26 protein-coding genes, 1 tRNA gene, 1 other RNA gene and 1 riboswitch are annotated in these 26,148 nt (G+C 67.3%); of the genes, 24 read left to right on the plus strand and 4 right to left on the minus strand.

Features of this window, described 5'->3' with window-relative positions; translation table 11 throughout:
- Positions 1–4 precede the first annotated feature (4 nt).
- The gene (locus AB0L82_RS18375; protein WP_364637280.1) at positions 5–1,459 is read left to right on the plus strand and encodes a wax ester/triacylglycerol synthase domain-containing protein; all 1,455 of its coding nucleotides are present in this window, start codon (positions 5–7) and stop codon (positions 1,457–1,459) included.
- On the opposite strand, the gene AB0L82_RS18380 is transcribed toward AB0L82_RS18375, so the two are convergent.
- Both AB0L82_RS18380 and AB0L82_RS18385 read right to left on the minus strand, forming a co-directional pair.
- Positions 1,433–1,517, minus strand: a tRNA-Ser gene (locus tag AB0L82_RS18380). The two genes, AB0L82_RS18375 and AB0L82_RS18380, sit on opposite strands and share 27 nt — an antisense overlap.
- A 74-nt stretch (positions 1,518–1,591) precedes the next feature.
- A complete protein-coding gene (locus AB0L82_RS18385; protein WP_364637282.1) occupies positions 1,592–2,596 on the minus strand; it encodes a hypothetical protein in 1,005 nt (334 codons plus the stop codon).
- 102 nt (positions 2,597–2,698) lie between these two features.
- Here AB0L82_RS18385 and ffs point away from each other — a divergent pair.
- Positions 2,699–2,793: signal recognition particle sRNA small type (ffs, locus tag AB0L82_RS18390), an RNA gene on the plus strand.
- A 129-nt stretch (positions 2,794–2,922) separates the two neighbouring features.
- On the plus strand, positions 2,923–4,221 hold the full coding sequence (locus tag AB0L82_RS18395; protein ID WP_364637284.1) for an aminotransferase class I/II-fold pyridoxal phosphate-dependent enzyme: 1,299 nt from the start codon (positions 2,923–2,925) through the stop codon (positions 4,219–4,221).
- Positions 4,222–4,283: 62 nt separating this feature from the next.
- Here AB0L82_RS18395 and AB0L82_RS18400 read toward each other — a convergent pair whose 3' ends face one another.
- Entirely contained in the window at positions 4,284–5,102 is an 819-nt protein-coding gene (locus AB0L82_RS18400) for a methyltransferase domain-containing protein (RefSeq protein WP_364637286.1), read from the minus strand.
- A gap of 97 nt (positions 5,103–5,199) precedes the next feature.
- On the opposite strand from AB0L82_RS18400, the gene AB0L82_RS18405 reads away from it, so the two are divergent.
- The 19 genes from AB0L82_RS18405 to AB0L82_RS18495 all read left to right on the plus strand — a co-directional run bounded on the left by AB0L82_RS18405 (position 5,200) and on the right by AB0L82_RS18495 (position 23,212).
- A complete protein-coding gene (locus tag AB0L82_RS18405) occupies positions 5,200–5,778 on the plus strand; it encodes an HhH-GPD-type base excision DNA repair protein (protein ID WP_364637288.1) in 579 nt (192 codons plus the stop codon).
- 114 nt (positions 5,779–5,892) lie between these two features.
- Positions 5,893–6,591: a hypothetical protein gene (locus AB0L82_RS18410; RefSeq protein ID WP_364637290.1), complete on the plus strand. Its 699-nt coding sequence runs from the start codon at positions 5,893–5,895 to the stop codon at positions 6,589–6,591.
- Between the two features lie 136 nt (positions 6,592–6,727).
- A complete protein-coding gene (locus tag AB0L82_RS18415; RefSeq protein ID WP_364637292.1) occupies positions 6,728–7,423 on the plus strand; it encodes a hypothetical protein in 696 nt (231 codons plus the stop codon).
- 159 nt (positions 7,424–7,582) lie between these two features.
- Positions 7,583–8,278 carry a hypothetical protein gene (locus AB0L82_RS18420; RefSeq protein WP_364637294.1) on the plus strand — a complete coding sequence of 232 codons (696 nt, stop codon included), beginning with the start codon at positions 7,583–7,585 and terminating at the stop codon, positions 8,276–8,278.
- Between the two features lie 167 nt (positions 8,279–8,445).
- A complete protein-coding gene (locus tag AB0L82_RS18425) occupies positions 8,446–8,997 on the plus strand; it encodes a flavin reductase family protein (protein ID WP_364637296.1) in 552 nt (183 codons plus the stop codon).
- A gap of 107 nt (positions 8,998–9,104) precedes the next feature.
- Positions 9,105–9,196: riboswitch (SAM riboswitch) on the plus strand.
- Positions 9,197–9,206: 10 nt separating this feature from the next.
- Positions 9,207–10,088 carry an amino acid ABC transporter permease gene (locus AB0L82_RS18430; protein ID WP_364637298.1) on the plus strand — a complete coding sequence of 294 codons (882 nt, stop codon included), beginning with the start codon at positions 9,207–9,209 and terminating at the stop codon, positions 10,086–10,088.
- Positions 10,085–10,849 carry an amino acid ABC transporter ATP-binding protein gene (locus AB0L82_RS18435; RefSeq protein ID WP_364637300.1) on the plus strand — a complete coding sequence of 255 codons (765 nt, stop codon included), beginning with the start codon at positions 10,085–10,087 and terminating at the stop codon, positions 10,847–10,849. Before AB0L82_RS18430 ends, AB0L82_RS18435 begins: the two co-directional genes overlap by 4 nt.
- 27 nt (positions 10,850–10,876) lie before the next feature.
- Positions 10,877–11,857, plus strand: coding sequence for a transporter substrate-binding domain-containing protein (locus AB0L82_RS18440; protein WP_364637302.1), 981 nt, complete (start codon positions 10,877–10,879; stop codon positions 11,855–11,857).
- 4 nt (positions 11,858–11,861) lie between these two features.
- Positions 11,862–12,932 (plus strand): LLM class flavin-dependent oxidoreductase, encoded by a 1,071-nt coding sequence (locus AB0L82_RS18445; protein ID WP_364637304.1) that lies wholly within the window; start codon positions 11,862–11,864, stop codon positions 12,930–12,932.
- A 113-nt stretch (positions 12,933–13,045) separates the two neighbouring features.
- Entirely contained in the window at positions 13,046–14,593 is a 1,548-nt protein-coding gene (locus AB0L82_RS18450; RefSeq protein ID WP_364637980.1) for an ABC transporter substrate-binding protein, read from the plus strand.
- A gap of 5 nt (positions 14,594–14,598) precedes the next feature.
- On the plus strand, positions 14,599–15,558 hold the full coding sequence (locus AB0L82_RS18455; RefSeq protein ID WP_364637306.1) for an ABC transporter permease: 960 nt from the start codon (positions 14,599–14,601) through the stop codon (positions 15,556–15,558).
- Positions 15,551–15,769, plus strand: a complete 219-nt coding sequence (locus tag AB0L82_RS18460; RefSeq protein ID WP_364637308.1) for a hypothetical protein — start codon at positions 15,551–15,553, stop codon at positions 15,767–15,769. Before AB0L82_RS18455 ends, AB0L82_RS18460 begins: the two co-directional genes overlap by 8 nt.
- Positions 15,762–16,667 (plus strand): ABC transporter permease, encoded by a 906-nt coding sequence (locus tag AB0L82_RS18465; protein WP_364637310.1) that lies wholly within the window; start codon positions 15,762–15,764, stop codon positions 16,665–16,667. Before AB0L82_RS18460 ends, AB0L82_RS18465 begins: the two co-directional genes overlap by 8 nt.
- The gene (locus AB0L82_RS18470) at positions 16,664–18,301 is read left to right on the plus strand and encodes an ABC transporter ATP-binding protein (protein ID WP_364637312.1); all 1,638 of its coding nucleotides are present in this window, start codon (positions 16,664–16,666) and stop codon (positions 18,299–18,301) included. The genes AB0L82_RS18465 and AB0L82_RS18470 overlap by 4 nt, the downstream gene beginning before the upstream one ends.
- Positions 18,301–19,407, plus strand: a complete 1,107-nt coding sequence (locus AB0L82_RS18475) for an LLM class flavin-dependent oxidoreductase (RefSeq protein ID WP_364637314.1) — start codon at positions 18,301–18,303, stop codon at positions 19,405–19,407. Before AB0L82_RS18470 ends, AB0L82_RS18475 begins: the two co-directional genes overlap by 1 nt.
- Before the next feature lie 8 nt (positions 19,408–19,415).
- On the plus strand, positions 19,416–20,780 hold the full coding sequence (locus AB0L82_RS18480; protein ID WP_364637316.1) for an NtaA/DmoA family FMN-dependent monooxygenase: 1,365 nt from the start codon (positions 19,416–19,418) through the stop codon (positions 20,778–20,780).
- Positions 20,777–21,613, plus strand: coding sequence for a DUF1684 domain-containing protein (locus tag AB0L82_RS18485; RefSeq protein ID WP_364637318.1), 837 nt, complete (start codon positions 20,777–20,779; stop codon positions 21,611–21,613). Before AB0L82_RS18480 ends, AB0L82_RS18485 begins: the two co-directional genes overlap by 4 nt.
- Positions 21,610–22,743: an LLM class flavin-dependent oxidoreductase gene (locus AB0L82_RS18490; RefSeq protein ID WP_364637320.1), complete on the plus strand. Its 1,134-nt coding sequence runs from the start codon at positions 21,610–21,612 to the stop codon at positions 22,741–22,743. Before AB0L82_RS18485 ends, AB0L82_RS18490 begins: the two co-directional genes overlap by 4 nt.
- Positions 22,744–22,972: 229 nt before the next feature.
- Positions 22,973–23,212: a hypothetical protein gene (locus AB0L82_RS18495; RefSeq protein ID WP_364637322.1), complete on the plus strand. Its 240-nt coding sequence runs from the start codon at positions 22,973–22,975 to the stop codon at positions 23,210–23,212.
- Positions 23,213–23,316: 104 nt separating this feature from the next.
- On the opposite strand, the gene AB0L82_RS18500 is transcribed toward AB0L82_RS18495, so the two are convergent.
- The gene (locus tag AB0L82_RS18500) at positions 23,317–24,591 is read right to left on the minus strand and encodes an ROK family protein (RefSeq protein WP_364637324.1); all 1,275 of its coding nucleotides are present in this window, start codon (positions 24,589–24,591) and stop codon (positions 23,317–23,319) included.
- Positions 24,592–25,149: 558 nt separating this feature from the next.
- Here AB0L82_RS18500 and AB0L82_RS18505 point away from each other — a divergent pair.
- Both AB0L82_RS18505 and AB0L82_RS18510 read left to right on the plus strand, forming a co-directional pair.
- Entirely contained in the window at positions 25,150–25,917 is a 768-nt protein-coding gene (locus tag AB0L82_RS18505) for a GntR family transcriptional regulator (protein ID WP_364637326.1), read from the plus strand.
- Positions 25,917–26,144: a ferredoxin family protein gene (locus AB0L82_RS18510; RefSeq protein WP_067574315.1), complete on the plus strand. Its 228-nt coding sequence runs from the start codon at positions 25,917–25,919 to the stop codon at positions 26,142–26,144. Before AB0L82_RS18505 ends, AB0L82_RS18510 begins: the two co-directional genes overlap by 1 nt.
- The last annotated feature ends 4 nt before the right edge of the window (positions 26,145–26,148 follow it).

Raw genomic sequence — 26,148 nt, forward strand, 5'->3', positions numbered from 1 at the left:
TCGAGTGAACCTGGCCGGTACCGCCCTGACGCCCCGGGACGCCACCATGTACTGGCTTTCCACCCGCACCCCCAACGACTTGTTACTGCTCTACGCATTCGCGGAGACGGGGGAGCCGACCGCCGTTCTCCGGCGATCCATCGCGAATCGGGTCACTCGCATTCCGGATTTGCTGGTGCGCGTGCTGGACACTCCTGCAAACATTGCGTATCCCATTTGGGCGGCTTGCGAATTCATCGACGACCAGGTGCTCGAGCACGAACCGCCCGCAGGTGAGTGGCCCGAATTCGGTACCGCGCTCGGCGGCCTGCTCGGCACCGTGCTGGATGCCGCACACCGCCCCTGGCGTCTGCATCTGTTCCGGAACGTCACCGCCGCTCCGGGTTTCGCCGCCGGAGAACCGGCCCTGATCGCCGTGCTTCAGCTCTCGCACGCTCTCGCCGACGGCCGCCGCGCCGCCGCCCTGGCCCGCGCCCTGTTCACCGAATCGATCGAGGACGCTCCGAAAACCGATGGCTCCCTGCGGAATTCGTTGTCCAGGGTGATCCCGCCGGAATGGTCGGCCACCGCCTCGGCCGTCCCGAACTTCCCGATAGCCATGGTGCGCACGGTATTCCGAGGTTTCGCTGCCTATCGCGCCGAACAGCGCCTAGCCGAACTGACCTCCGCCGGTGCGCTCCCGCCCCCGGCCCCCACCGCCCCGCCGAACCCGCTGAACGGCACCGGCTCCGCCCCCGCGGCCCACGTAGCCCGCATGCTCGTGCACCCCGCCGCGGACCTGAAAGCCCCCGGCCACACCGTCACCGTGATCGCCGCGACCGCGATCTCCCTGGCCCTACAGCGCTACCTGGACTCCCGCGCTGAACCCACCGATACCCTCCTGGCTCAAATCCCGATGGCGGTTGCCACCGACTCCGGTCCCCGCAACAGCTACCGCGACCTGACAGTCGACCTGTTCATCCGGGAGCCGGATATCTCGCACCGCGCCGCCCGCATCGCCGCCGACCTGGCCCAGCGCCGCCACCGCGCCGAACATCCGCTACAGGAAGCCAGATCCCGCGCCACCGAGGCCATTCCGGCCCCCATCCTGCACCGAGACATCATGGCCTACCCGATAGACGTTCTACCCCAAAAGGTTTCAGGCCACACCGTCATCTCCAGCGTCCACCGCGGCCCCGCCGACCTGACCTTCGCCACCGGCGGGGTCCGTTTCACAGCGGGTTTCCCGGCCATCGGCTCGGTGATGCGTCTCACGCACGGTATTCACGGCCTCGGCGACACCGTCACGATTTCCCTGCACGCCGACCCGGCCGCCATCCCCGACCTCGACGCCTACGCCACCCTGTTGAGCGCGGCCTTGGCGGAGGTCGTCGCGACCCTGCGGGAAGGACGAAGGCCCCCACCGAAACTGGTTCGGTGGGGGCCTCGTGAGCGGAGGATAGGGGATTTGAACCCCTGAGGGCGTTAACCCAACCCGCGTTCCAGGCGAGCGCCATAGGCCACTAGGCGAATCCTCCGTGGAGCAATATACCGGTTGCACCCCTGTCGAAAGCAAATCGCGAGGTTCTGGGGAGCATTCGCCAGGGGGTGGTCAGTTCTTGCGGAGGCCGGTCAGGGCCTTCTGGACCTGGTCTTTGGCGACCTGGGCCACATCGTCCTTGGTGATGGTTTCGCCGCTGCCGCGGTCGACGCTGATCTTGACCTTGACCGAGACATTGCTGTCCTGAGCGGCCACGGTGTAGTCCAGGACGGTGAAGGAGGAGTAGTCGCGGGTTTCGGCGTGCCAGTACGCCTGCGACCCCAGGCCGGTGACATCGCCGGAGGAGCGGCCGCTGCCGGTGGTGCCGGTGTCGTAGGACTTCCAGGAGTCGTAATCGGGTTTGCCGTACGCGCTGAGGAAGGTGACATCGAGGGTGATGTCCGCCTCATTGGTGTGGTACTTGCTGGTGCTGGACTGCCCGGAGTAGCCGGCGGTGCAGTTCAGGCGGCCGCCGCTGTAATCGGTGGGCTTGGTCTCCGAATGCGTCGGACTGCCCTTGGAGGTGGTGGACCATTTGGTCAGCACGGTCGGGTCGATCAGGCTGCACGCGTTGCCGACCTTGTCCATGGAGTAGTTGCCGTCCATGGCCTTCTTGTCATTGCCGAGCGTGGTGAGCGGCTTGTCCTTCTGGGTGAGTGCGACCGCCGCGATACCGATGCCGACCAGCACCACCAGTCCGAGCACACCGCCGATGATCCAGCCGGTCTTACCACCGCCGCCGGACGGCGGCTGGTTGTTGTAGATGGTGTTCATGGGCGGCGGCCCCGGCTGGTACTGCGGCTGACCGTACCCGCCGACCGGCGGCGCGGCCTGGTATCCGGGCGCGGCCTGATAGTTCGGCACCGCCTGCTGCGCGGGCGCGGACTGATAGTTCGGCGGAAACTGTTGCGGCGGTGGGGCGTACTGGTTTCCGGCGGTGCCGTAGTTGAGCATGGTCGGATCCGCGCCGGTGACCGGCTGCCCGGCATCGGTCCCGGTAGGCGGGGTGGCCCACCATTGCGCGGTCTCCTGATGATTGGCCGGATCCTGCGGCCCACCCGCTCCTGAGCTCGTCACTACTGGTTCCCCTCCGGTACCGAGCGGGGCTCACCCCGCGCTGTCGCAAAGGATCGTAACGACCCCCGGCGGCGCGGGTGTTCTCGAGCCGCTACACTGGCCGACGGATCCAGCGCGGCGCGCATCCTGTGAACTCCCCCAGGGCCGGAAGGCAGCAAGGGTCAACGGGCTCTGCCGGGTGCGCTGGGTCCCCTTTAATTTTCGGGGTGTGCGGGGACGTATATAGCTCCCCACCGGCCGGTGCCACCAAGTAACGTGACCAGTTGGGTTCACGCACGCGCGCGAGCCCGCACACATTGCCCCTAGCCCCTGGAAAGGCTGCACTGATGCCTCGGCAGACGCAGATCGGTTTGATGAGCCATGCGGAACTCGTATCCGAACACGAGACGCAGACCGCGAACTACGCGAAGCTCAAGACCGAAAAGCTGACGCTGGACATTACCCGCGGTAAGCCCGCGCCCGAGCAGCTCGACCTGTCGCTGGATCTGCTCTCGCTGCCGGGCAATGACGACTACCGCGACGGCAACGGCACCGATGTGCGCAATTACGGTGGCCTGCACGGGCTTCCGGAGCTGCGCGCCATCTTCGGCGAACTGCTCGGCATTCCGGTGTCGAATCTGCTGGCCGGAAACAATGCCAGCCTGGAGCTCATGCACGACGTGATCGTGTTCTCGATGCTGCACGGCAACGCCGATTCGGTCCGGCGCTGGGTGGACGAGCCGGTCATCAAGTTCCTGTGTCCCGCACCGGGTTACGACCGGCACTTCGCCATCACCGAATCGCTCGGTGTGCAGATGATCCCGATTCCGATGGATCATGACGGCCCGGATGTGCATGCCATCGCCGAACTGGTGGCCACCGACGCGAGCATCAAGGGTCTGTGGGCGGTGCCGAACTACTCCAACCCGACCGGTGTCACCTTCTCCGAAGCCATTACCCGCGAACTGGTTTCGATGCCGACGGCCGCGCCGGACTTCCGCCTGTTCTGGGACAACGCGTACGCGGTGCATCCGCTCACCGATGCCGCGGATCCGGTGCTGGACGTGCTGGGTCTGGCGGCCGCGGCCGGAAACCCGAACCGCCCCTACGTCTTCGCCTCCACCTCGAAGATCACCTTCGCGGGGTCGGGCGTGAGCTTCTTCGGTTCCTCGACCGCGAACCTGGACTGGTACCTGAAGCACGCCGGTAAGAAGAGCATCGGCCCGGACAAGGTGAATCAGCTGCGTCACCTGCGTTTCTTCGGTGACGCGGAGGGTGTGCGCACGCATATGCAGAAGCATCGCGCCATCCTGGAGCCCAAGTTCAAACTGGTGCTGCGCATTCTGGAGGATCGCCTCGGCGCCTCGAAGATCGCGTCCTGGACCGAGCCCAAGGGCGGCTACTTCATCAGCCTGGATGTGCTGGAGGGCACCGCGACCCGGGTGGTGGCGCTGGCCAAGGACGCGGGTATCGCGCTGACCCCCGCGGGTTCGTCCTACCCGTATGGAAAAGATGTGGAGGACAAGAACATTCGCATCGCCCCGAGCTTCCCGTCACTGGGTGAGCTGGAGAAGGCGATGGACGGCCTGGCCACCTGCGTCCTGCTCGCGGCCACCGAGAAGATCCTGAGCCTCAGCGGCGAATAATTCGCAATGAGAAAGGCGCGCATCGGAATCCGGTGCGCGCCTTTGCTTTTGCCGAACATTTCCTAGGCGGGCTTGTGCGCCAGCACCGCGAAGATGGTCACCGACAGGTGGATGTCACCGCTGGCGGCCCCGGCCTCCAGATCGGCGATGAGCTGATCGCGCTGCTGTTCGGTGATGGAGCCGCGCGCCACGGACATATCCGCGATCCGCGCCACCAGCGCGCCCGCGCCGATGCCGCCGTCCTGAATCAGTGCGTGCGAACCGATATCGTCGACGACCAGTCCGGCCGCGGTGAGCTGTCCGGCGAGCCGCCGCCCCGCGAACGGATTGGTGGTTCCAGCGATCATGGTTTCGATCACCTCGTGCACTACGGCGCGATCGCCCGGGTGCACGACCGCCGTGCCCCAGTCGCTGTCCATCACGACCACGCGCCCGCCGGGCTTGAGCACCCGGGCGATCTCCCCGGCCGCGCGGGCGGGCGAGGTCAGATGCTGGAAGACCCGCTCGCACAGGGCGACATCGAAGGTCTCACTGCCGAACGGCAGCCCGTAGGCGTCGCCGGAGACGAATTTGGCGGTGGATCCGGACTGGCGCACGCGCCGTTCGGCCTCGGCCAGCAGTCGCGGATCGGGTTCGACGCCGATCGCGGATCCGGTCGGGCCGACCCGGTCGGCGAAGGTGAACACTTCGGATCCGGTACCGGAGCCGATATCGACGGCGCTTTCGCCGGGCTGTACCGCCAATGCGTCCTGCGCCCAGTTCCGCAGTCGGCGCACGCCGGGCAGCGCGGCCTGCAAATCCTGGACATCGACCAGTTGATCCTGGCCGTCGCGATCGAACCGATCCGGTTTCGAGCCGGATCCGAGGCCGTCGTGCGGCACGGTTCCCACTGAAGAATTAGCCATGGTGTCGGGCATGGGGCCGACCCTACTCGTGACCCGCGTCACCGCAACGAGGACCGGGTGGGATGATCGAGCCATGGTGAGCCGCGCTGTGTGTATCGCTCAAGAACCCGCCGCCGACGCCCTGCTCTCGGCAGACGATTTCGCGCTTTTGGTGGGTATGACCCTGGATCAGCAGTTCCCGATGGAGCATGCGTTCCGCGGCCCGCAGAAGATCGCCGATCGGATGGGCGGCTTCGACATCAATAAGATCGCCGCCGCCGATCCCGCCGAATTCGAGGAGTTGGCCGCCACCCCGCCCGCCATACACCGCTACGGCCGCTCCATGGCCCGCCGCGTCCAGGAGCTGGCGCATTTCATAGTCGAGAACTATGACGGCGACACCTCCGGCCTGTGGACGGCCGGAGATCCGGACGGCAAGGAAGTCCTGAAGCGCCTCAAGGCCCTCCCGGGCTTCGGCGACCAGAAGGCCCGAATCTTCCTGGCGATCTTGGGCAAACAAAAAGGGTTCACCGGTAGGGGCTGGCGCGAGGCCGCGGGCGCTTATGGCGAGGAAAACTCCCGCCGCTCGGTCGCCGATGTGACCGATGCCGAATCCCTGGCGCAGGTAAGGGAATTCAAGAAACAGGCCAAAGCGGCCGCCAAAGTGAAGTGACGGGGTCGCGGCCCTATCGAATCAAGCTGGTTTTTAACCTCCAGGATCCTGGGAATTTGCTTAATGCTTGCTGTCATCAGTCCGTTTCAGGCAGTGGTGAGGGAAGCAGTACCAATGAAGATGAGGAAATACGCCGGTGTCGCGGCGTTCGTTATCGCCGCGCTCGGTGCGGCGACCGCGACCGCCGGCGCGTCTCCGGCCAACACCGATGACGCCGGGATCAATTACTCCATTACCAATTCCGAGACCAACACGATCGTTCGGACCGACGCCGGTTCGCTCGTGGTCGAGGATGGGGTTTTCAAGGTAAAAGCGGCCAACGGCACGACCGTGGCCGGCACCGAATTGAACTTCCGGGTGGACGATTTCGTCTTCCCGATCGCGGCGGAGATCAAGGATCACACCGCGACGCTGACCCCGCAGTTCGATCAGGCTCACGCGGTATACAAGCCGGTCGCGCTGCCTTACGAGAACCAGGCGCCGTGGAAGACGGATTACGACCGTGAGGTCGCCGCTTGGACCCGTCTGACCCAGACCATCGCCCTGGGCGCCACCATCGGCACCCTGGTCGGTGGTATCGGTGGCGCGGCGCTGGGTTGCGTCCTGGGTGCGGGCGTGGCCTTCGCCGCCACCACTCCGCTGCTGGCACTGTTCGGTGCCGGTCCGCTGGGTGGCTGCATCGTCGGTGCGAGCCTGGTGGGCTTCCTGGGCACCGTCGCGGGTCAGATTTTCGTGACCGCGCCGGTCGCGATTCTCGCTGCCGCGCAATACTTCACGACGATCAACCAGGCGCCTGTCGCACCTCCGAAGTAGTTCGTCCGGCTATTGCTGAGGGTGTCGCGAAGATATTCACTTTCGCGGCACCCTCGAGCCATCATTCGTTCTCGTATTTCGGTTTCGATCGGGGGGTTCTCCCTGCGGACCACCTGATGAGGAAAAACCGAAAAACATGCTCTCGAAGAAATTCGCCGCTACCGCGGCGCTGCTGATCGCTGCCCTGGGCATCGCCGCGGGTACGGCCGGCGCGGCCCCCGAGCCCGCCGCCGCGGATGTCATCAATTACACCACCACGAATACCGGCAACCAGACGATCGTCCGGACCGATGCCGGTTCCATGGTTGTCGAGGACGGCGTGTTCAAGGTGAAGGCCGCCAACGGCGCCGTCATCGGCGGCACCGAACTCAGCTTCCGCGTCGACGATTACGTCTTCCCGATCTCCGCCGAGATCAAGGATCGCACCGCGACCCTGACCCCTGAATTCGTCGCGGACAAGGCCGTCTACAAGCCGGTCAATCTGCCGTTCGAGAACCTTGCCCCGTTCAAGACGGACTACGACCGGGAACTGGCCGCCTGGAACCGCATGACCCAGACCATCAGCATGGGCGCCACCGTCGGCACCCTGGTCGGTGGCATCGGCGGCGCGGCCCTGGGCTGCGTTATCGGCGCGGGCATCGCGTTCGCCGCGACGACTCCGCTGCTGCTGATGTTCGGCGCGGGTCCGCTGGGTGGCTGCCTCGTCGGTGCGAGCCTGGTCGGTTTCCTGGGTACCGTCGCGGGTCAGATCTTCGTGACCGCCCCGGTCGCGATCGCCGCGGCGTTCAACTACTTCACGACCATCAACCAGCCCGCCGTTTCGGGCAAGTAGGTCGTAATTTCTTACGGAAGCACCCGATCCCCGTCCGGACTATCCGGGCGGGGATTGCTCGTGTCCCGGTTTGAATCACCCGGTTTTTAACGCTCCTCATTTGCGGGCTTTTCCCCGATGCTTGCTCGCGCACTGCATGAGAGATGAGGGAAGCAGTACATGAAGTTGAGTAAATTTGCGGTCGTTTCCGCGCTGGTGACCGCTGCCCTGGGCGTGACCGCAGGCGCCGTCAATGCCGCCCCCGAGTCCGATTCGGGCGCAATCAATTACAGCATCACCAATACCCAGACCAACGCCATTATCAGCACCGACGCCGGTTCGCTCGTGGTCGAGGATGGCGTCTTCAAGGTGAAGGCCGCCAATGGCGCCACCGTCGCCGGCACCGAGCTGAAGTTCCGCGTTGACGACTTCGAGTTCCCGATCGCGGCGGAGATCAAGGATCGCACCGCGACCCTGACTCCCGAATTCGTCGCAGACAAGGCTGTGTACAAGCCGGTCGCGCTGCCTTACGAGAACCAGGCGCCGTGGAAGACGGATTACGACCGTGAGGTCGCCGCCTGGACCCGCCTGACCCAGACCATCACCCTGGGCGCCACCATCGGCACCCTGGTCGGTGGTATCGGCGGCGCGGCGCTGGGCTGCGTGCTCGGTGCGGGCGTGGCCTTCGCCGCCACCACTCCGCTGCTGGCACTGTTCGGTGCCGGTCCGCTGGGTGGCTGCATCGTCGGTGCGAGCCTGGTGGGCTTCCTCGGTACGGTCGGCGGTCAGATCTTCGTGACCGCGCCGGTCGCGATTCTCGCTGCCGTGCAGTACTTCACGACGATCAACCAGCCTCCGGTGGCTCCGGCCAAGTAAACCGGAACCAGCTCGGTACATCACCGGTCCATATCGGGTCCGGTGATGTACCGCAAGAGATGGATGAACCCGCTCGGTCGAACGACCGAGCGGGTTTGTCGTATTTCCTTGGGATCTCCGTGAATCCAATGGTGTCCGGACGACGTCCGCGGTGGTGCACTGGGGTGATGGGTGAGCTGACCTCGATTCGCGGCGATGCGGCCGCACTCACGACGGTGGATGGGGCGGATCTGCGAAAGACCTTTGCGCACTTCCCCAGTGGGGTGGTGGCGGTCTGCGCGCGGATCGGCGGGGTGCCGCACGGCATGGTGGTGAGCACCTTCGTGCCGGTATCGCTGGATCCGCCGCTGGTATCGCTGTGCGTGCAGTACTCGTCGGAGACCTGGCCGCGGCTGGAGAAGGCGTCGCTGCTGGGGCTGAGCCTGCTCGGTACCGAGCAGCAGGCCGCGGCGCGCAGTCTGAGTTCGCGCAGCGGTGACCGCTTCCGGGATGTGGAGCTGCGCAGCGGGCACGGCAATGCCGCGTTCATCGCGGGCGCCAGCGCCTGGCTGGAAGCCTCTGTGCACGAACAGGTTCCGGCGGGCGATCACGCGGTGGTGCTGTTGCGGGTGCACCGGCTGACCGCGCATCCCGATACCGAGCCGCTGGTGTTCCACCGCAGCGGATTCCGTTCGCTGCACGACGGCGCGCCGCCGGGACTGACCGAGGCCGCCAGCTGATCGGCCGGGACGGCGTGCTGCGGAGCCGCCGAGAGATACTGCCGCGCCATTGAATTCACGTTGATCCGGACCGGCGACAGTCGCCGCACCGGCTCGTAACGTCATCCTCACCATCCAGAGCGACCGAGAGACCTGGCTCGTAGAAGTCGCAGCAACCCCCCGAATCGGGTGCGGGTGCTACCGCCGGGACCGATGGAGGACAGATCCACATGAGTACCCTTGCCGCGCCGCCCGATTCCCGGGAGGAGGACGCACATCATGACGACGGCGCACTGACCGTCGCACCCACCCGCCATCCCTGGCGCTGGGTCGTCGGCGGCATCGCGCTGCTGCTGGTCGCGCAGTTCGCGCACGGCCTGGCCGTGAATCCGGGCTGGGACTGGTCCACGTTCGCGCAGTACATCACGGCCGCCTCGGTGCTCTCGGCACTGAAGGTGACCATCGAGCTGACGTTCTGGGGCACCCTGCTGGGCTTCTTCATCGGCGTCTGGCTCGCGATCGGTCGGCTGTCGAAAAATCCGGTGTTGCAGGCTATTTCGTGGGCCTACATCTGGTTGTTCCGGTCCATTCCGCTGATCGTGCAATTGCTGTTCTGGTTCAATATCGCGTACCTGTACAAGACGCTGTCGCTGGGCGTGCCGTTCGGACCGGCGTTCTACACCTTCGATGTGAATGGTGTGATCAGCGGATTCACCGCCGCCGTCATCGGTTTGGCATTGCATCAGGCCGCGTATTCGGCGGAAATCATTCGCGCCGGGATCATTTCGGTGGATCAGGGCCAGTGGGAGGCGGCCAGATCGCTCGGATTGCCCTGGCGCAGGCAGTTCTTCGGGGTGATCGCGCCGCAGGCCATGCGTGGGATTCTGCCCAATGCCGCCAATGAGGTGATCAGCCTGTTCAAGGGCACCTCGATCGTCTCGACGATGGCGATCGCGGAGCTGTTCTACCAGGTGCAGGTGATCTTCGGCCGCAATGGCCGGGTGGTGCCGCTGCTCATGGTGGCGACGGTCTGGTACATCGTCCTCACCTCGATCCTGAACGTCGCGCAGTACTACATCGAACGCCACTTCGCGAAGGGGAGCCAGCGATGAGCGAGTACGCGGTCGAATTGCGCGGCATCCGAAAGTCTTTCGGCGATCTCGAGGTGCTCGGCGGGGTGGATCTGGCGGTGCGCGCGGGTGAGGTGACCGTGATCCTCGGCGCGTCCGGCTCCGGGAAGTCGACCCTGCTGCGCACCATCAATCACCTGGAGAAGGTGGATGCCGGAACCGTCCGGGTGGGCGGTGAGCTGGTCGGCTACCGCCGCAAGGGTAATCGGCTGCACGAACTGCCCGAGCGCGAGATCCTGCGGCAGCGTTCACGTATCGGTTTCGTCTTCCAGAACTTCAATCTCTTCCCGCACAAGACGGTTCGGGACAATGTGGCCTTCGCGCTGATCGGCGCGCAACGGCGGCCCAAGACCGAAGCCCGCACCGAGGCGCTGCGGTGGCTGGAACGAGTCGGCCTGGCGGACAAGGCCGATGAGTATCCGCGCCGGCTGTCCGGCGGTCAGCAGCAGCGGGTGGCCATCGCCCGCGCGCTGGCGCTGCGTCCGCAGGTGCTGCTCTTCGACGAGCCCACCTCGGCGCTGGATCCGCAGCTGGTCGGCGAGGTGCTCGATGTCATCCGGGATCTGGCGCGGTCGGGTTCCACGCTGGTGATCGTCACGCACGAACTGGGTTTCGCCCGCGAGGTGGCCGACACCGTCGTACTGCTGGACGCCGGGCGAATAGTCGAGCAGGGCCCGCCCGCCCAGGTCTTCGACGAGCCCGCGCACGAGCGCACCAAAGCTTTTCTCTCGCATGCGCTCTGACGCATTGCCTTTCAGTGAAGGATTGTCATGTCTTTGTCGAGTCGTCGCAGACGGATAAGCACCGCGCTCGCGGTCGCGATCCTGGGCCTGTTCGTCGGCGCGTGCGGTAACGGCGACGGCGGCGCGGACAGCACCCGCACCGTGAACGGCCTGACCTACGATCTGACCCCGCAGCAGTCCGGCCGCGTGCACGCGGACAAGGTGGATTCCATTGCGGCGCAGGTGCCCAAGGCGATCCGTGATCGCGGCACGCTGATCGTGACCGGTTCGGCGGCGTCCGCGCCGCCGCTGCGCTTCCTGGCCAATGACGATCGCACCACGGTCGGCTCCGAGGTGGATTTCGCCAATCTCTTCGCCGACATCCTCGGCTTGAAAGTCGATCTGCGCACGGCGGATTGGGCGCAGAACTCGGTCAAGGTGGATTCCGGTGAGGTGGACGCCTTCATCTCCAATGTGACCGTCACCGAGGAGCGCAAGGAGAAGTTCGACTTCGCCACCTACCGCCTGGACAATCTCGCACTCGAGGTGCCCAAGGACGCGACCTGGACCTTTACCGATCGAAAGTCGTTGGCGGGCAAGCGGATCGGCGTCGGCTCCGGCACCAATCAGGAGCAGATCCTGGTGCAGTGGAACGAGGCGAATATCGCCGAGGGTCTGCCCAAGATCGATATCGCCTACTTCCAGCAGATCACCGACTACTACCTGGGCCTGTCCTCGGGTCGCCTGGACGGCTATCTGGGGCCGAACCCGTCGGCGCAGTATCACGCCGTCACCGCCGGTCAGACCAAGGTGATCGGCACCCTCTCCGGTGCGGGCGATGCCCTGCAGGCCGAGATCGGCGTGCTCGTCAAGAAGGACAACGGCCTGATCGGGCCGATCCACGAGGCCATCCAGTACGCCATCGACCACGGCCTCTACCAGAAGGTGATCGACCGTTGGGGTCTGAAGAACGAGACCGTGACGGCCTCTCGGATCAACCCGCCCGGCCTGCCGAAGAAGAAGGGCTGAGCACGTGAAATTCCTTCTCCTGACCCTGATCACGCATACCCCGGACCCGGTCACCGGCATCCAGGAGTCGCCCCGGCAGCGGTTGCGCCGGGTGGTCGACAGCGCGCGCCTGGCCGAGGATCTCGGCTATGACGGTTTCGCGGTGGGGGAGCGGCACGAGGATCCGTTCATCTCGGCCGCACCGCCGGTGGTGCTCAGCCATATCGCCGCCGTCACGAATAGGATCGCGCTGTTCACCGGTGTCACCACGCTCAGCCTGCTGGATCCGGTGCGCGCCTTCGAGGACTATTCGACCCTGGACAATCTCTCGGACGGCCGCCTGGAACTGATTATCGGCAAGGGCAACGGCGCGGCGCAGGCGCAGCTGTTCCACGTCACCACCGAGGATCAGTGGGAGCGCAATCGCGAAGGCTACGAACTGTTCCGGCGGCTGTGGGCCAGTGACAGCGTCACCTGGAGCGGTAAGTTCCGCCCGTCGCTGACCGAGGCGAAGGCGTTGCCGCGCCCGCTGCAACCGCGCCTGCGTATCTGGCACGGCAGCGCCACCAGCGAGGAATCCGCGGATTACGCTGCGCTGCACGGTGATCCGCTGTTCTCGGCGAATGTCACCTATCCGATCGAACCGTATGCGGCGCTGGTCCGGCACTACCGCGAACGCTGGGCGGCCTACGGGCATGATCCGGCGGAGGCGCTGGTGGGCGCGGGCACGGCCGGTTTCCTGGTCACCCGGGATTCGCAGGAGGCACTGGACCTCTATCGCCCGATCTTCGAGGCCCGTAAGGCCGCGGCCGCGAAGTTCAACGTGCCCATCGTGTTCGAGACCGTCGAGGATTTCGCCGCGCGCTCCTCGGCCCTGCTCGGCTCGCCCGCGCAGGTGCTGGACAAGCTGCACCGCTACCACGAGCAACTCGGTCACGAGGTGCTGCACCTGAGCGCCGACGCGGATGGCCGCACCGAGAAGCAGCACCGCGAAAGCCTCGAACTGTTCCAGGCGGAGGTGGCGCCCGAACTGCGCCACCGCATTCCGAGCCGTCCGCTCGGCGCCGATCGCTACCCCTCCGGAGATCCACAGTGAATTCATCCCCAGCCGTGCACACCGAGCCCGTCGCGGCATCGCCGAGCCGATCGGCCGCGGCTCGCCTGCGGCGTCCGGTCGCGCTCGCCGGTGTCCTGGCCGCCGCGTTAGCCCTGGCGGCGTGCGGGAGCGACGACGGTGCGGCCGCGTCCGGTCCGGCGCAGCCGGGCGGCACCCTGCGCTACGGTCTCTCGACGGCCCCGACCTGCTCGGATCCCGCGCAGTCGGGGACCAATCAGACGCTGTACGTGACCCGGCAGATCGTGGATTCGCTCACCGATCAGGATCCGGCCACCGGTCAGCTCCGGCCGTGGCTGGCGGACAGCTGGTTCGTGAGCCAGGACGCGCGCAGCTTCACCTTCCATCTGAAGGAGGGCGTCACCTTCAGCGACGGCACCCCGCTCACCGCGGATACCGTGCGCAAGAACTTCGATTCGATCGTCGCGCTGGGTGGGGTGAAGGCCCCGCAGGCCGCCAGCTTCCTGGCCGGGTACACCGGCAGCACGGCGGTGGACCCGCGTACCGTGCGGGTGGACTTCAACGCGCCGAATGCCCAGTTCCTGCAGGCGTCCTCGACCACGCAGCTCGGCATCCAGTCCGAGGCCACCCTCGCCAAATCGGCCGATGATCGCTGCCTCGGCGGCAATATCGGCAGTGGCCCATTCACCTACGCGGAGTGGAAGCAGAACGCTTCCGCCACGCTGGCCAAGCGCATCGGATACCACTGGGGCTCTTCGCTTTTCGCCACCCAGGGCGAGGCGTTGCTGGACAAGATCGTCTTCACCGTCGTGCCCGAATCGGGTGTGCGCACCGGCAGCCTGGCCTCAGGGCAGCTGGACGCGGTCAGTGACGCGCTGCCGCAGGACGCCCCGCAGATCGAGGGCGCGGGCGGCAAGGTGCAGTACACCGCCAATCCGGGTGTGCCATTCGGCTTGCAGCCCAACGTGACTCGCGGCGCACTGCGCGATCCGGCGGTGCGCACCGCGCTGTTGACCGCCATCAACCGCAAGGAACTGGTGGACACCGTGCTGGGGCCGCAGTTCAAGTACGCGACCAGCGTGCTGGCCTCGGCGACCCCCGGCTACCTGGATCTGTCGTCCCGGGTGAAGTTCGATCAGGCCGCGGCGAAGAAGATCCTCGATGACGCGGGCTGGGTGCCCGGGGCCGACGGCATCCGGGTCAAGGACGGCCAGCGGCTGTCCTTCGGCGTGCTGTTCTCGGCCGTATTCGCCGGTAACCAGGCGATTCTGGAACTGACCCAGCAGCAGGTGCGGGCTGTCGGCATCGATCTGCGGCTGGAGCCGGTATCGGTGGCCGAGAGCACCACCCGGCAGAACAACAAGGATTACGACGTCACCTACTACAACGTCAGCCGGGCCGACGGCGATATCCTGCGCCAGTTCGCGGTGAACGGGCGAAACCTCAACGCCCGCACCGAGACCGACAAGCTCGACGCGCTGCTGGACCAGCAACTCGCGGCTACCGACAACGCGGTGCGCACCCGCCTGCTCGGCGAGGCGCAGAACGCGGTGCTCGACGACGGCCTGTGGATTCCCACCATCGAACTGTCCCAGGCCATCGGCGTCGGCAAGAATGTCGCGGACATCAAGTTCGACGCCTCGGCGCGCCTGCAGTTCCACGACGCCGGACTGCGACGGTAATCGCCATGCGCCGGTACGTGATCGGGCGGATTCTGCAGGCGGTGCTCGTGCTGTGGGCGGCCTTCTCGCTGTCCTTCGTGGTGCTCTACCTGCTGCCGTCGGACCCGGTGGAAATGGCCGCGAACGCGGCCGACGGTCTGCCCACCGATGCCGCCGCCATCGCCGAGATGCGCGCCAGATACGGCCTGGATCAACCGATCTGGGTGCAGTACTGGCATGCGATCACGCATGCGGTGCACGGGGATCTGGGGTATTCGATCAGTACCGGCCAATCGGTCACCGGCGCGCTCGCCGACGCATTGCCCTCGACGCTGGCGCTGGCCGCGCTCGCCATGGTGTTCGCGGTGCTCGGCGGTACCGGACTGGCCGTCGCGGCGGCGTACACCGAGCGGCCGCGATTGCGGAGCCTGCTCACCGCGCTACCGCCGCTGGGTGCGTCCATGCCGCAGTTCTGGGTGGGATTGCTACTGCTGCAACTGTTCTCGTTCCGGTTCAAACTGGTGCCCGCGTTCGGCGGCACCGGATTCGCGGCGACCATCCTGCCCGCGATCACGCTGGCGCTGCCGGTGGGCGCGGTCATCGCGCAGGTGCTGTACTCCAGCCTGGTCACCACCTGGCGGCAGCCGTTCGTGGAGGTTGCCTTCGCCAAGGGCGCATCGCGCTGGTGGGTGCAACTGCGGCATGTGCTGCGCCCGGCCGTCGCGCCCGCGCTGACCGTGGCAGGCCTGTGGGTCGGCACCGTACTGGCCGGATCGGTGGTCACCGAGACGGTGTTCTCCCGCCCCGGCATCGGCCGCCTCACCCAGCAATCGGTGCTGTACCAGGACATTCCGGTGGTGCAGGGCATCGTCGTGTTCGCCTCGCTGGTGTTCGTGACGGTCAACCTGCTCATCGACCTCGCCTATCCGCTGCTCGATCCCCGGGTGGCACAGCGCAGTTCGCGTAAGGAGTCCGCGCATGCCTGAGATCTTCTACCTGCTGGCGGTCCTGACCGTCGCCCTCGGCGGCCTGTCCCTGCTCACCAGGACGCGGCCGGATACCGAGGTCGCCGGGAGTCACAGCGCGGCAGCCGAACCCGCGCGCCCGCCGCGACTGCGGGTGATCACCCTGACTCACGCGATGCTCGATCCGGGCATGGCCTACTGGTTCACCGGCGATGAGGTCAACGATGTCTGAGGCCCTCACGCTGGGCGCGCCCAGCGCAGCACCCGAGGCGGGCCGCCGCACCGGCATCCAAGCGGTCCAAGTTGTTTCGGCACGCCAGGCGCTCACCTGGCTGCGCCGGAACTACGGCCTGGTCGTCGCCGGTGTGATCCTGCTGCTGGTGCTCGGCTGGGCAGCGGTTCCGGGTGTATTCGCCAGTGGCGATCCGCTGCATGGGATTCCGGCGCAGAAGCTGCGCGGTCCGAGCGCCGAGCACTGGTTCGGCACCGATAACCTCGGCCGCGATCTCTACACGCGCATGGTGCACGGTGCGGGACTCTCGCTCAGCGCCACCGTTTTCGCGGTGGTGCTCGGCCTGGTCATCGGCTCCCTCGTGGGCCTGGTGGCGGGTACCGCGGGCGGTGCGGTCGACAGCGTGATCATGCGCGTCACCGATGTGCTGCTCTCGATTCCGGATCTGCTGGTCTCACTGGCGCTGATCACCGTGCTCGGTATGGGCACCCGCAATGTGGCACTGGCCGTGGGTATTTCGCTCATCGCCCGGTTCGCCCGGGTGATGCGCGGTGAGGTGCTGCGGGTGCGCCGCGCACCGTACGTGGAGGCCGCGTTCGCCGCCGGCGTGCGCTGGCCGGTGGTGCTGTTCCGGCATGTGCTGCGCAATGCCTACGGGCCGGTGGCCGCGCTCGCGGTGATCGACTTCGGTATGGCGGTGCTGTTCGTGGCCTCACTCAGCTTCCTCGGGTACGGCGCGGTGCCGCCCACCCCGGAATGGGGCTCGCTGGTCTCCGAGGGCCGGAACTTCCTGGCCACCGCCTGGTGGCTGACCACCCTGCCCGGCCTGGTGATCATCGCCCTGGTGCTCGCCACCCAGCGCATTGCCCGCGCCCTGCACAAGGACAACGCCCGATGAGTGACGCACTGCTGAGCATCAGCGATCTGCAGGTGGAGTACCGGGGGAGCACCGGGACCACCGTCGCGGTCGACGGCGTCTCGCTCGAGGTGCGCGCCGGGGAGACGGTCGCGCTGGTGGGCGAATCCGGTTCCGGTAAGTCCACTCTCGCGCACGCGGTGATCGGACTGCTGAACGGCGGCGTGATCACCGGCGGTTCCGTCGATTTCGCGGGACAGCGGCTGGACCAGGCGAATCGGCGTGCCCTGCAGGCGATTCGAGGCGCGCGTATCGGCCTGGTGCCGCAGGATCCGGGCACCGCGCTGAACCCGGTGCTGCGCATCGGCGATCAGGTGGCGGAGGTGCTGCGCATTCACGGCCGCGCCGACCGCCGCACCGCGCATATCGAGGCGGTGCGGATTCTCACCGAGGCCGGACTGGACCGACCCGAGACGCGGGCGCGCCAATATCCCCAGGACCTGTCCGGCGGACAGCGTCAGCGCGTGCTGATCGGCATCGCGCTGGCCTGCGCGCCCGAACTGGTCATCGCCGATGAGCCGACCAGCGCTCTCGATGTCACCGTGCAGCGCCGGATCCTGGACCATTTGGCCAGTCGCACCGCCGAATCCGGCAGCTCGGTACTGCTCATCACGCACGATCTGGCGGTCGCCGCCGAACGCTCCGATCGCATCGTGGTCATGCAGCACGGGCGCGTGGTCGAAACCGGCGATACCACAGAGGTTCTCGGCAATCCGCAACACGAGTACACCCGGCGGTTGATCGCCGCCGCACCCAGCCTCGATACCGAACTCCCGCCGCGCCCGGAGCTCGCGGACCGCACAACGCTGCTGTCGGTGAACGGGCTGCGCAAGGTCTTCTCGATCGGGCATGGTGTCTCGCTGACGGCGGTCTCGGACGTATCGTTCGAGGTGGCGCGCGGTGAAACCCTCGCTGTGGTAGGCGAATCCGGTTCCGGCAAGTCCACCACCGCGCGCATCGCGGCGCGCCTGGAAAAAGCGGACGCGGGCGTCGTCACCTTCGACGGCCGGGAGGTCGGCGGGCTGCGCGGGGCGAAGCTGCGCGAGTTCCGCCGCCGCGTCCAGGTGGTCTATCAGAACCCCTACATCTCGCTGAACCCGAAGCTCAGCATCGCGCGGATCATCGCGGAACCGTTGCAGGCCTTCGGGATCGGGGATCGCAAGTCCCGGCGGGAGACCGTCGCCGAACTGCTGGATCAGGTGGCCCTGCCCGCCCACTACCTCGATCGCCGCCCCGCCGAACTCTCCGGCGGACAGCGGCAGCGCGTCGCCATCGCCCGTGCGCTGGCGCTGCGCCCGGACCTGCTGGTGCTGGACGAACCCGTATCGGCCCTGGATGTCTCGGTGCAGGCGCAGATTCTCGACCTGCTCGAACACCTGCAGTCCGAACTGAATCTCGCCTACCTGTTCATCTCGCACGATCTTGCCGTGGTGCGCCGCCTCGCCGATCGCGTCGCGGTGATGCGGCAGGGCGTCATCGTCGAAACCGCCACGACCGCGGCACTATTCGACAACCCCGTGCACGAGTACACCCGGGAGCTGCTCGCCGCCGTGCCCCGCGCCGGGGCGGCCGATGCCCCTCCCGCCCTGCTCACCCCTCTCGAAAGGACAGCGTGATGCCGCAACTCGCACCGCTGCTGCTGGGCCTGGAACTGTCCGGCACCGGCGCGCACCCCGCCTCCTGGCGGCGCGCGGACTCACGCGCCGAGGAGCTGTTCACCGGCGGCTACTGGGTGGACGCGTTGCGCGCGGCCGAGCACGCGGGCTTCGATCTGGCGTTCCTGCCGGACTCGTTCGCGCTCCAGGCCGCGGGTGCGACCGGCCGCCTGGACGCGGTCGCCATCGCCGCCCGCGCCGCCGCCGCGACGCAGCGGATCGGCCTGATTCCGCAGGCCCCGGTCACCCATACCGAACCCTTCCATCTGTCCAAAGCCATTGCGAGCCTGGACTTCGCGTCCTACGGCCGTGCGGGCTGGGAGGTCACCGTATCGGCGGACGGCGAGGCGAAACTGTTCGGCCGCAAGCCCGAACAGGATGCGCACTCGCGCTGGTTCGAGGCCGATGAGGCCATCGAAGTGGTTGCCCGCCTGTGGGATTCGTGGCAGGACGATGCCGAGATCCGGGATGTCGCGACCGGGCGTTTCATCGACCGCGATCGGCTGCACTACATCGATTTCGTCGGCGACAACTTCTCGGTGAAGGGGCCCTCCATCACCCCGCGCCCGCCGCAGGGACAGCCGCTGGTCACCGTGCGCGCCGCCGATTCGCACAGTGCCCGGCTCGCGGTGCACCGCGCCGACCTGATTCGCGTCACCGCCCAGGATCTGGACGCGGCCGCCGCGCTGCGCACCGAACTCCGCACGGCGGTGGCCGCCGCCGGTCGCGATCCGAATCAGGTGCGAATACTGCTGGATATCGATATCCACCTCGCCGTGAACGCCGATGACGCCGCCGTGGAGGTATCGCAGTTGGAGGACTGGATCGCCACCCCCGCGCCCGGCACGCTCTTCCACATCGGCTCCGCCGCGGAACTGAAGGATCTACTGGACCGGATCGACACCGACTGCCATGCGGACGGAGTCGTACTGCGTCCGCTGGCCCTGCCCGCCGCGCTGCCGTACCTCGCCGAGCTGACCGCCGGTATCCCGGCCGATCCCGGCACGCCGACGCTGCGGGATCGCCTCGGGCTGCCGCGCCCCGTCAATCGCTATCTGAACGCCTGAGGAGAGCCATGCCGGAACAGCGGATACGTAAGCAGATCCACCTCGCCGCCCATTTTCCGGGCGTCAACCACAACACGGTGTGGACCGACCCGAATTCGGGCAGTCAGATCGATTTCGACTCCTTCGTACACCTGGCGCGCACCGCCGAACGCGGTCTGTTCGACTTCTTCTTCCTGGCCGAGGGCCTGCGCCTGCGCGAACAGCGCGGCCGCATCCATGATCTGGACGTGGTGGGACGGCCGGACACCTTTACGGTGCTCAACGCGCTCGCGGCGGTCACCACGCATCTCGGGCTCGCGGGCACCATCAACACCACCTATAACGAACCCTTCGAACTGGCACGGCAATTCGCATCGCTGGATCTTCTGTCCGGCGGTCGTGCGGCCTGGAACGCGGTCACCTCCTCGGACGCCTTCACCGGCGAGAACTTCCGGCGCGGCGGCTATCTGGAGCACGCCAAGCGGTACACCCGCGCCAACGAGGTGATCGAGGCGACCCGCGCGCTCTGGGACAGCTGGCCCGCCGATGCCCTCGTGGTGGATCGCGAACGCGGCGTCTTCGCCCAGCCCGCGCCGCGGGTGCGCTTCAGCAGCGATCAGTTCGACATCGACGGCGACTACGTGCTGCCGCGCAGTCCACAGGGCTATCCCGTGCAGATCCAGGCCGGAGACTCCGATGACGGTCGCGAATTCGCCGCCGCCAAGGCCGATGTCATCTTCAGCGCGCACGGCGAGCTCGAGGACGGGCAGCGCTTCTACACCGACGTCAAGGATCGCCTGGCCAAATACGGCCGCGCCCGCGACGACCTGAAGATCCTGCCCGCCGCCGGATTCGTGCTCGGCGACACCACCGAGGAAGCCGCGGCGAACGCGAAACGCATTCGCCGCCAACAGGTCACCCCGCAGACCGCGATCGCCTTCCTGGAGCAGGTGTGGGGCCGCGACCTGTCCGAATACGATCCCGAGGGCCCACTGCCCGATATCGATCCGGTCGACAATGCCGACATCACCCGCGGCCGGGTGCGGCATGCCAAGGATCCGCGCGCGGTGGCCGAAGCCTGGCGCGCCAAGGCGGCGGCCGAGCACCTCAGTATTCGCGATCTGATCATCGAGACCACCGCGCGCCAGCAGTTCGTCGGCACGCCCCGCGAGGTCGCGGTGGCCATCGATCACTACGTGCAGAGCGATGCCGCCGACGGTTTCGTGCTGGTCCCGCATCTCACCCCCACCGGCCTCGACGAATTCGTCGACAAGGTGATCCCCGAACTCCAGGAACTCGGCAGCTTCCGCACCGAGTACACCGGCCCCACCCTGCGCGACCACCTCGGTCTGCGCCACCCGCACCGCAGCACCGAAGGAGTACGCGCGTCATGACCGCCATCGTCACCGAATTCGAACAGCAGTGGGCCACCTGGCAATCCGAGCGGGACGCCTGGGCGCGGCAGCCCCTGGGCTGGCTCAGCCTCACCGGACTGCACTGGCTCGGCAATGCCGACGAGACCGTGCCGGGGCTGCCGGGCCGCTGGCGCGCCGATGCCGAAAACGTCTACGTGACAGCGGAATCCGACACCGCGGACCCGGCGGGGCAGGGCGTGGCGACACCCTTGACCCGCGACGGCGCGGTGCTGTCCGGTACCACCGTCCTCACACCCGGTGAAGGCGCGCCCGGCCTCGAGGTGCGCCACGGCGATCGGCTCATCGAAGTCATCCGCCGCAGTGGGCAATTCGCGCTGCGCGTGCACGATCCGGCCGCACCGTCCCTGGCTGCGTTCACCGCGATCCCGGCCTACGCGCCCGATCCGCGCTGGGTGGTCACCGGCCGGTTCACCCCCTTCGAGGTGGCGCGCGTGGTCACCACCGGCGCGGTCGTGGCGGGGCTCGAACACCACCATGTCGCCACCGGCACGGTCACTTTCGAGCTCGACGGGACCGAACACACGCTGGTCGTGTTCGGCAACCAGACCTCCGGCCTGCACCTGCTCTTCACCGACGGCACCAGCGGCGTCACCACCTACGGCGGCGCGCGCCGCCTCGATCTGCCCCGCCCGGCCGCCGATGGCACCCTCACCATCGACTTCAACCGCACGGCGAACCTGCCCTGCGCCTTCACCGATTACGCGACCTGCCCGGTCGCCCCGCCGGAGAACCGTCTCCCGGTGGAAATCACGGCGGGCGAACAGGATCCGCGCAAGGGGCAGGCGCTATGACCACTCCGCTCTCGGTCCTGGACCTCTCACCGATCAGCGCGGGCTCGGACGCCCGGCAGGCGCTGCGCAACACCATCGATCTGGCGCGACAGGCCGAACGCTGGGGCTACCGGCGCTTCTGGATCGCCGAACACCATTTCGTGAATGTGGCCAGCTCGGCATCCACCACCCTGATCGGCCTCATCGCCGCCGCCACCGAATCCATTCGGGTGGGCACGGCGGCGGTGCAGCTGGGTCATCACACCTCCGCCGCCGTGGTGGAGGCGTTCGGTACGGTCGACGCGCTGTACCCGGGCCGCCTGGATCTGGGTCTGGGCCGCTCCGGTCACCGTGGCGCACAGATCCGTTCCGCCGGGGTGCCGCCGGTGCCGAAGCAGGACCGGCGCACCGAGGTGCGCGACGGTGTGGTGCTGCCGCCGCCCTTCAATCCGGGGCAGCTGCTCGACACCTCCCGTATCGCAGCGGGTTTGGAGGCGCTCAGTCTGCCCGGGGCGCAACCGCTGCCGTACACCGAACAGGTACAGCAGATTCGGGACTTGCTGGCGGGCACCTATACGGCCGGTGATGGCGTGCACCTGAGGGCGTTCCCCGGTGAGGGCGCGGATGTGCAGCTGTGGCTTTTCGGCAGCAGCGGCGGTGAAAGCGCGCAGCTCGCAGGCGAATTGGGACTTCCCTTCGCGGCGAACTATCACGTGTCGCCGGGCACCATCATCGAGACGGTGGAGGCGTATCGCGCCGCTTTCCGTCCCTCCGAACGCTTCCCGCGCCCCTACCTGGTGGTATCGGCGGATGTCGTGGTAGCAGAAGACGATGCGACCGCGCGGCACCTGGCCTCTAGCTACGGGCACTGGGTCTACAGCATTCGCAGCGGGGCCGGGGCGGCCGAGTACCTCGATCCCGCCACCGCTCCGGCGCTCTCGGATCATCAGCGCCGCCTGATCGATGACCGGGTCGCCACCCAGTTCGTCGGTTCACCGAGTTCGGTGGCCGAGCGGCTGCGCGCCCTGCAACAACTCACCGGTGCGGACGAACTCGTGATCACCAGCGTCACCCACGATCACGCGGATCGCCTGAATTCGCACCGCCTGCTTGCCCGCGAATGGGGGTTGACCCACGTTCGCGCGGCGTGAATCCGCCGCCGCTCGCGAGCGAACGGGGACTCCGTGAGCGAGCGGCGCGGAAAAACCACATCTGCGCCCTAGGGCCAACCCGCAGATGTGGTCGTCGAGCCGGGCCCGGACCGTGGACCGTCCGGGCCCGGCTCTTCCATGTTTCGAAACCTCCTGTGCCAGTCATGAAATCGTCACGATGCGACCTATTGAATGTGGTGCAGAGGTCATCGAACGATAGGAAAACCCCATGAAGAAGACTCTCGCCGTCACCGCCCTCGCGCTCGCCGCCGCCGGACTGGGCGCGGGTGTGGCGCACGCCGAGGAGCTCCAGGTCGACGGCAGCTACGGCTCCGTGCAGGCCTGCGACGCCGACGGTTCCAACGGCAGCTTCCAGGCCGGTGGTGTCAACCTGCGCGGTGAGGACGGCTGGCGCTACCGCTGCGACCAGGGCAACGACGGCCTCTGGTACATGACCATCTTCCGCTGATCCGCCGCGCCGCTTGACGGGCGTAGGCGAGCCTGAAAAGGCGTGCGGGACAAACGAAAACGCCCGGCTGGGACCATCCAGCCGGGCGTTTTCGGGTCGGTGGGTCAGCGGGCGGTACGGGTGGCGCGGCGCATGGCCGAGACCGGATCGGCGTAGAACACGCTCAGCGAGGTAACCGCCGCCGCGAACTCCTGCACCCGGCCGCCGAAACGGCTGATGCGCAGATCCGCCGCCGGGAGCGTGGTGCTCTCCGCGAAAGCCTGTGCCACCCGCTCCATTCCGGGCCGGTAGCCGGTGAAAGCCTGACCGCCGAGCACGACTCGGTCCGGGTTGAACATATCCCGCACCAGAGCCGCTGTGCGCCCGAGGATTTCGGCCCGCTCCAGCAGCAGATCCTTCGCTGCGGCCGAACCCGAATCGGCGGCCCGGTACAGATCGGTGATCACCGGGCGGCGCGGCGCCTCCGGCTTGGGCAGTACACCGCGGCGCACCGCGCGCTCCAGGAAGAAGCGCTCACCGATGGTCGCCTCCAAGCAACCCTTGCGGCCGCAGGTGCAATCGGCGTCCGAACCGGTCGGCAGATGCGCGATGGAACCCGGGCCGTTGGCGGGCGTGTGCACCCGATCATGCAGTGTCACAGCCACACCCGCGGTCTCCCGCGCGTAGATGTACAGGCTGGAACCCGGTCGCTGACCCTCGCCCGGCTCGCGCCCGGCCAGCAGCAGTTCCGCGGCGGCCATGGCCTCCACGTGCGCGGACACCGACACCGGCAGATCCAGCACGCTGCTGAACACCGCCGCCACCGGCGCGGCCTGCCAGCCCAGGCGCGGATGATCCACCACACCGGCGGCCGGATCTACCCGGCCGGCCAGCGCCACACCGGTCCACAGCGGACGGCGGCGCGGCAGTCGATCCAGGAAAGCCTTGGCACTGCGGGCCACTATGGTCAGCGCCGCGTCCTGACCCGTTTGGGGAGTGGCGATTTCGAGCCCGCCCAGAATCCGGCCGGACAGATCCGCGGCCACGATGCGGGTGAGCGTGGAACCGATGTGCACACCGAGCGTCACGAACGAATCGGTGTCCACCTCGAACGGCACGCGGGGACGGCCCACCGCGCCGGAGGCGGTCAGATCGGCGCGCTCGCGCAGCAGTCCGGCCGTAAGCAGCGCCGACACTTGGCGATTCACGGTCGCGATGCTCAAACCCGTGCTCTGCGCGGCGATATCGCGGAAGATCGGGCCGCGTGCGGCGGCCCGCAGCACGGCCGCGGCGGGGTTGTCGGTAATGCGCAGCTCCGGCGGCACCGCGGGGCGGGCCGGGGCCAGACGAGCGGTGGCGACGGTGCCGTGGGTACGTTTTTCAAGGGTGGGGCTGGTCATAATATGAAGTCCTTGCTGCGGTCCCGGCCTGGAAAAGGGGGGACGAGTGCCTACATGAAGAGATTCAGCGGTGCAGCGAGGAGGCCCGGACCCGGGAGCGAATCACGAAGGATTCGAGGCCGATCGGGGAATCAGAGCTCGGCTGCCTGGAAGCAGCGACAACACAGTTCGCGTTGGCGAGGCAGCCGAACACCGAGCGCCACGGTCACATACGTGACCCGTGCGGCAGCGGTGCGATTGGCGGACATGGGTACAAAGTTAACATCCCGCTCAGGGCGAACGGAATCCGTTCTCCCATATCTCGAGAAATGAGTGCCTGCTCACTCCACCTCGTCGCGCCCGCGAGCGCAGGTATTCCGATCACCGTGATTACAAGACTCAGCTGGTCGGAGCGGGGTGGCGCAATAGCCCTCCGAGCGCGGATCGCGGCAGGCCGGGCGCATGCGCGGGCGGCGCAAATCCACAGGCCGTGCCGGGTGGCGTGAAGCGCTCGAGCGGTACTCTCCGGCGTCCCCGTTAAAGTCTGAAACCGCTGGTCAATGGCGGAAAGGAGATGACGTGACGCCGGAACCCACACCGCTGCGCACCCCCGCCCGCCGGGCCGATCGAGCCCGCCAGGTGGCCGATATCGTGCGCCAGCAGATTCACGCCGGGGCGATCGAGGATTCACTGCCCACCGAGCAGGAGCTGGCCGCCGAATTCACGGTCTCGCGCAACACCGTGCGCGACGCCCTCGCCCTCCTCAAGGATGAGGGGCTGATCGAGCGCGCACCCAAGATCGGCACGCACGTCGCACGCCGCAAATACGACCACGGTCTGGACGCGCTGCTCGGGTTGAAGGAAACCCTGCGCGGCCACGGTGACGTGCGCAATGAGGTGCGCGCCGCCACCCGCACCACCCCGCCCCCGGCGGTTGCCCGCAAATTGCGGCTCGCGCCGGGCGAACCCGCCGTATATATCGAGCGGCTGCGCTGGTTCGGTGATCTGCCTCTCAGTCTCGATCTGACCTACCTCGTCCCGGATATCGGCGATGAGGTCATCACCCGCGATCTGGAGACGAACGACGTGTTCGCGCTCATCGAACAGATCAGCGGCGGCCCGCTCGGCTCCGCCGACCTGGCCCTGGAAGCCATTACCGCCGACACCCATTCGGCAGCGACCCTGCAAATGCCAGAGGGCGGCGCCCTGCTGTTGCTGGAACGCCTCACCAAACTCGACGACGGCCGCCCCGTCGACCTCGAATACATCCGGATGCGCGGCGACCGGATCACCATGCGCGGCAGCCTCACCCGGCCGCCCGAACGCACCGATTGGAGGCTGACCTGATGGCACTGGTCAATCAGCGCGCCGACGTCCCCGTCACCATCGACGAATCCCTGTGTATCCAGGGCTGCACGCTCTGCGTGGAGATCTGCCCGCTCGACTCGCTGGCCATCAATCCGGAAAACGGTAAGGCCTTCATGCACGTGGACGAGTGCTGGTACTGCGGCCCGTGCGCCGCGCGCTGTCCCACCGGCGCCGTCACCGTCAATATGCCCTACCTGCTCCGCTGAAGGA

This window comes from Nocardia sp. NPDC052001 (assembly GCF_040680615.1).
GTDB lineage: Bacteria > Actinomycetota > Actinomycetes > Mycobacteriales > Mycobacteriaceae > Nocardia.

What these genes read in the sequence shown, in the direction of transcription:
- AB0L82_RS18395 (WP_364637284.1), top strand. Translation starts at nt 2,923, where the DNA reads ATGCCTCGGCAGACGCAGATCGGTTTGATGAGCCATGCGGAACTCGTA.
- AB0L82_RS18405 (WP_364637288.1), top strand. Translation starts at nt 5,200, where the DNA reads ATGGTGAGCCGCGCTGTGTGTATCGCTCAAGAACCCGCCGCCGACGCC.
- AB0L82_RS18410 (WP_364637290.1), top strand. Translation starts at nt 5,893, where the DNA reads ATGAAGATGAGGAAATACGCCGGTGTCGCGGCGTTCGTTATCGCCGCG.
- AB0L82_RS18415 (WP_364637292.1), top strand. Translation starts at nt 6,728, where the DNA reads ATGCTCTCGAAGAAATTCGCCGCTACCGCGGCGCTGCTGATCGCTGCC.
- AB0L82_RS18420 (WP_364637294.1), top strand. Translation starts at nt 7,583, where the DNA reads ATGAAGTTGAGTAAATTTGCGGTCGTTTCCGCGCTGGTGACCGCTGCC.
- AB0L82_RS18425 (WP_364637296.1), top strand. Translation starts at nt 8,446, where the DNA reads ATGGGTGAGCTGACCTCGATTCGCGGCGATGCGGCCGCACTCACGACG.
- AB0L82_RS18430 (WP_364637298.1), top strand. Translation starts at nt 9,207, where the DNA reads ATGAGTACCCTTGCCGCGCCGCCCGATTCCCGGGAGGAGGACGCACAT.
- AB0L82_RS18435 (WP_364637300.1), top strand. Translation starts at nt 10,085, where the DNA reads ATGAGCGAGTACGCGGTCGAATTGCGCGGCATCCGAAAGTCTTTCGGC.
- AB0L82_RS18440 (WP_364637302.1), top strand. Translation starts at nt 10,877, where the DNA reads ATGTCTTTGTCGAGTCGTCGCAGACGGATAAGCACCGCGCTCGCGGTC.
- AB0L82_RS18455 (WP_364637306.1), top strand. Translation starts at nt 14,599, where the DNA reads ATGCGCCGGTACGTGATCGGGCGGATTCTGCAGGCGGTGCTCGTGCTG.
- AB0L82_RS18460 (WP_364637308.1), top strand. Translation starts at nt 15,551, where the DNA reads ATGCCTGAGATCTTCTACCTGCTGGCGGTCCTGACCGTCGCCCTCGGC.
- AB0L82_RS18465 (WP_364637310.1), top strand. Translation starts at nt 15,762, where the DNA reads ATGTCTGAGGCCCTCACGCTGGGCGCGCCCAGCGCAGCACCCGAGGCG.
- AB0L82_RS18470 (WP_364637312.1), top strand. Translation starts at nt 16,664, where the DNA reads ATGAGTGACGCACTGCTGAGCATCAGCGATCTGCAGGTGGAGTACCGG.
- AB0L82_RS18475 (WP_364637314.1), top strand. Translation starts at nt 18,301, where the DNA reads ATGCCGCAACTCGCACCGCTGCTGCTGGGCCTGGAACTGTCCGGCACC.
- AB0L82_RS18480 (WP_364637316.1), top strand. Translation starts at nt 19,416, where the DNA reads ATGCCGGAACAGCGGATACGTAAGCAGATCCACCTCGCCGCCCATTTT.
- AB0L82_RS18485 (WP_364637318.1), top strand. Translation starts at nt 20,777, where the DNA reads ATGACCGCCATCGTCACCGAATTCGAACAGCAGTGGGCCACCTGGCAA.
- AB0L82_RS18490 (WP_364637320.1), top strand. Translation starts at nt 21,610, where the DNA reads ATGACCACTCCGCTCTCGGTCCTGGACCTCTCACCGATCAGCGCGGGC.
- AB0L82_RS18495 (WP_364637322.1), top strand. Translation starts at nt 22,973, where the DNA reads ATGAAGAAGACTCTCGCCGTCACCGCCCTCGCGCTCGCCGCCGCCGGA.
- AB0L82_RS18500 (WP_364637324.1), bottom strand. Translation starts at nt 24,591, where the DNA reads ATGACCAGCCCCACCCTTGAAAAACGTACCCACGGCACCGTCGCCACC.
- AB0L82_RS18510 (WP_067574315.1), top strand. Translation starts at nt 25,917, where the DNA reads ATGGCACTGGTCAATCAGCGCGCCGACGTCCCCGTCACCATCGACGAA.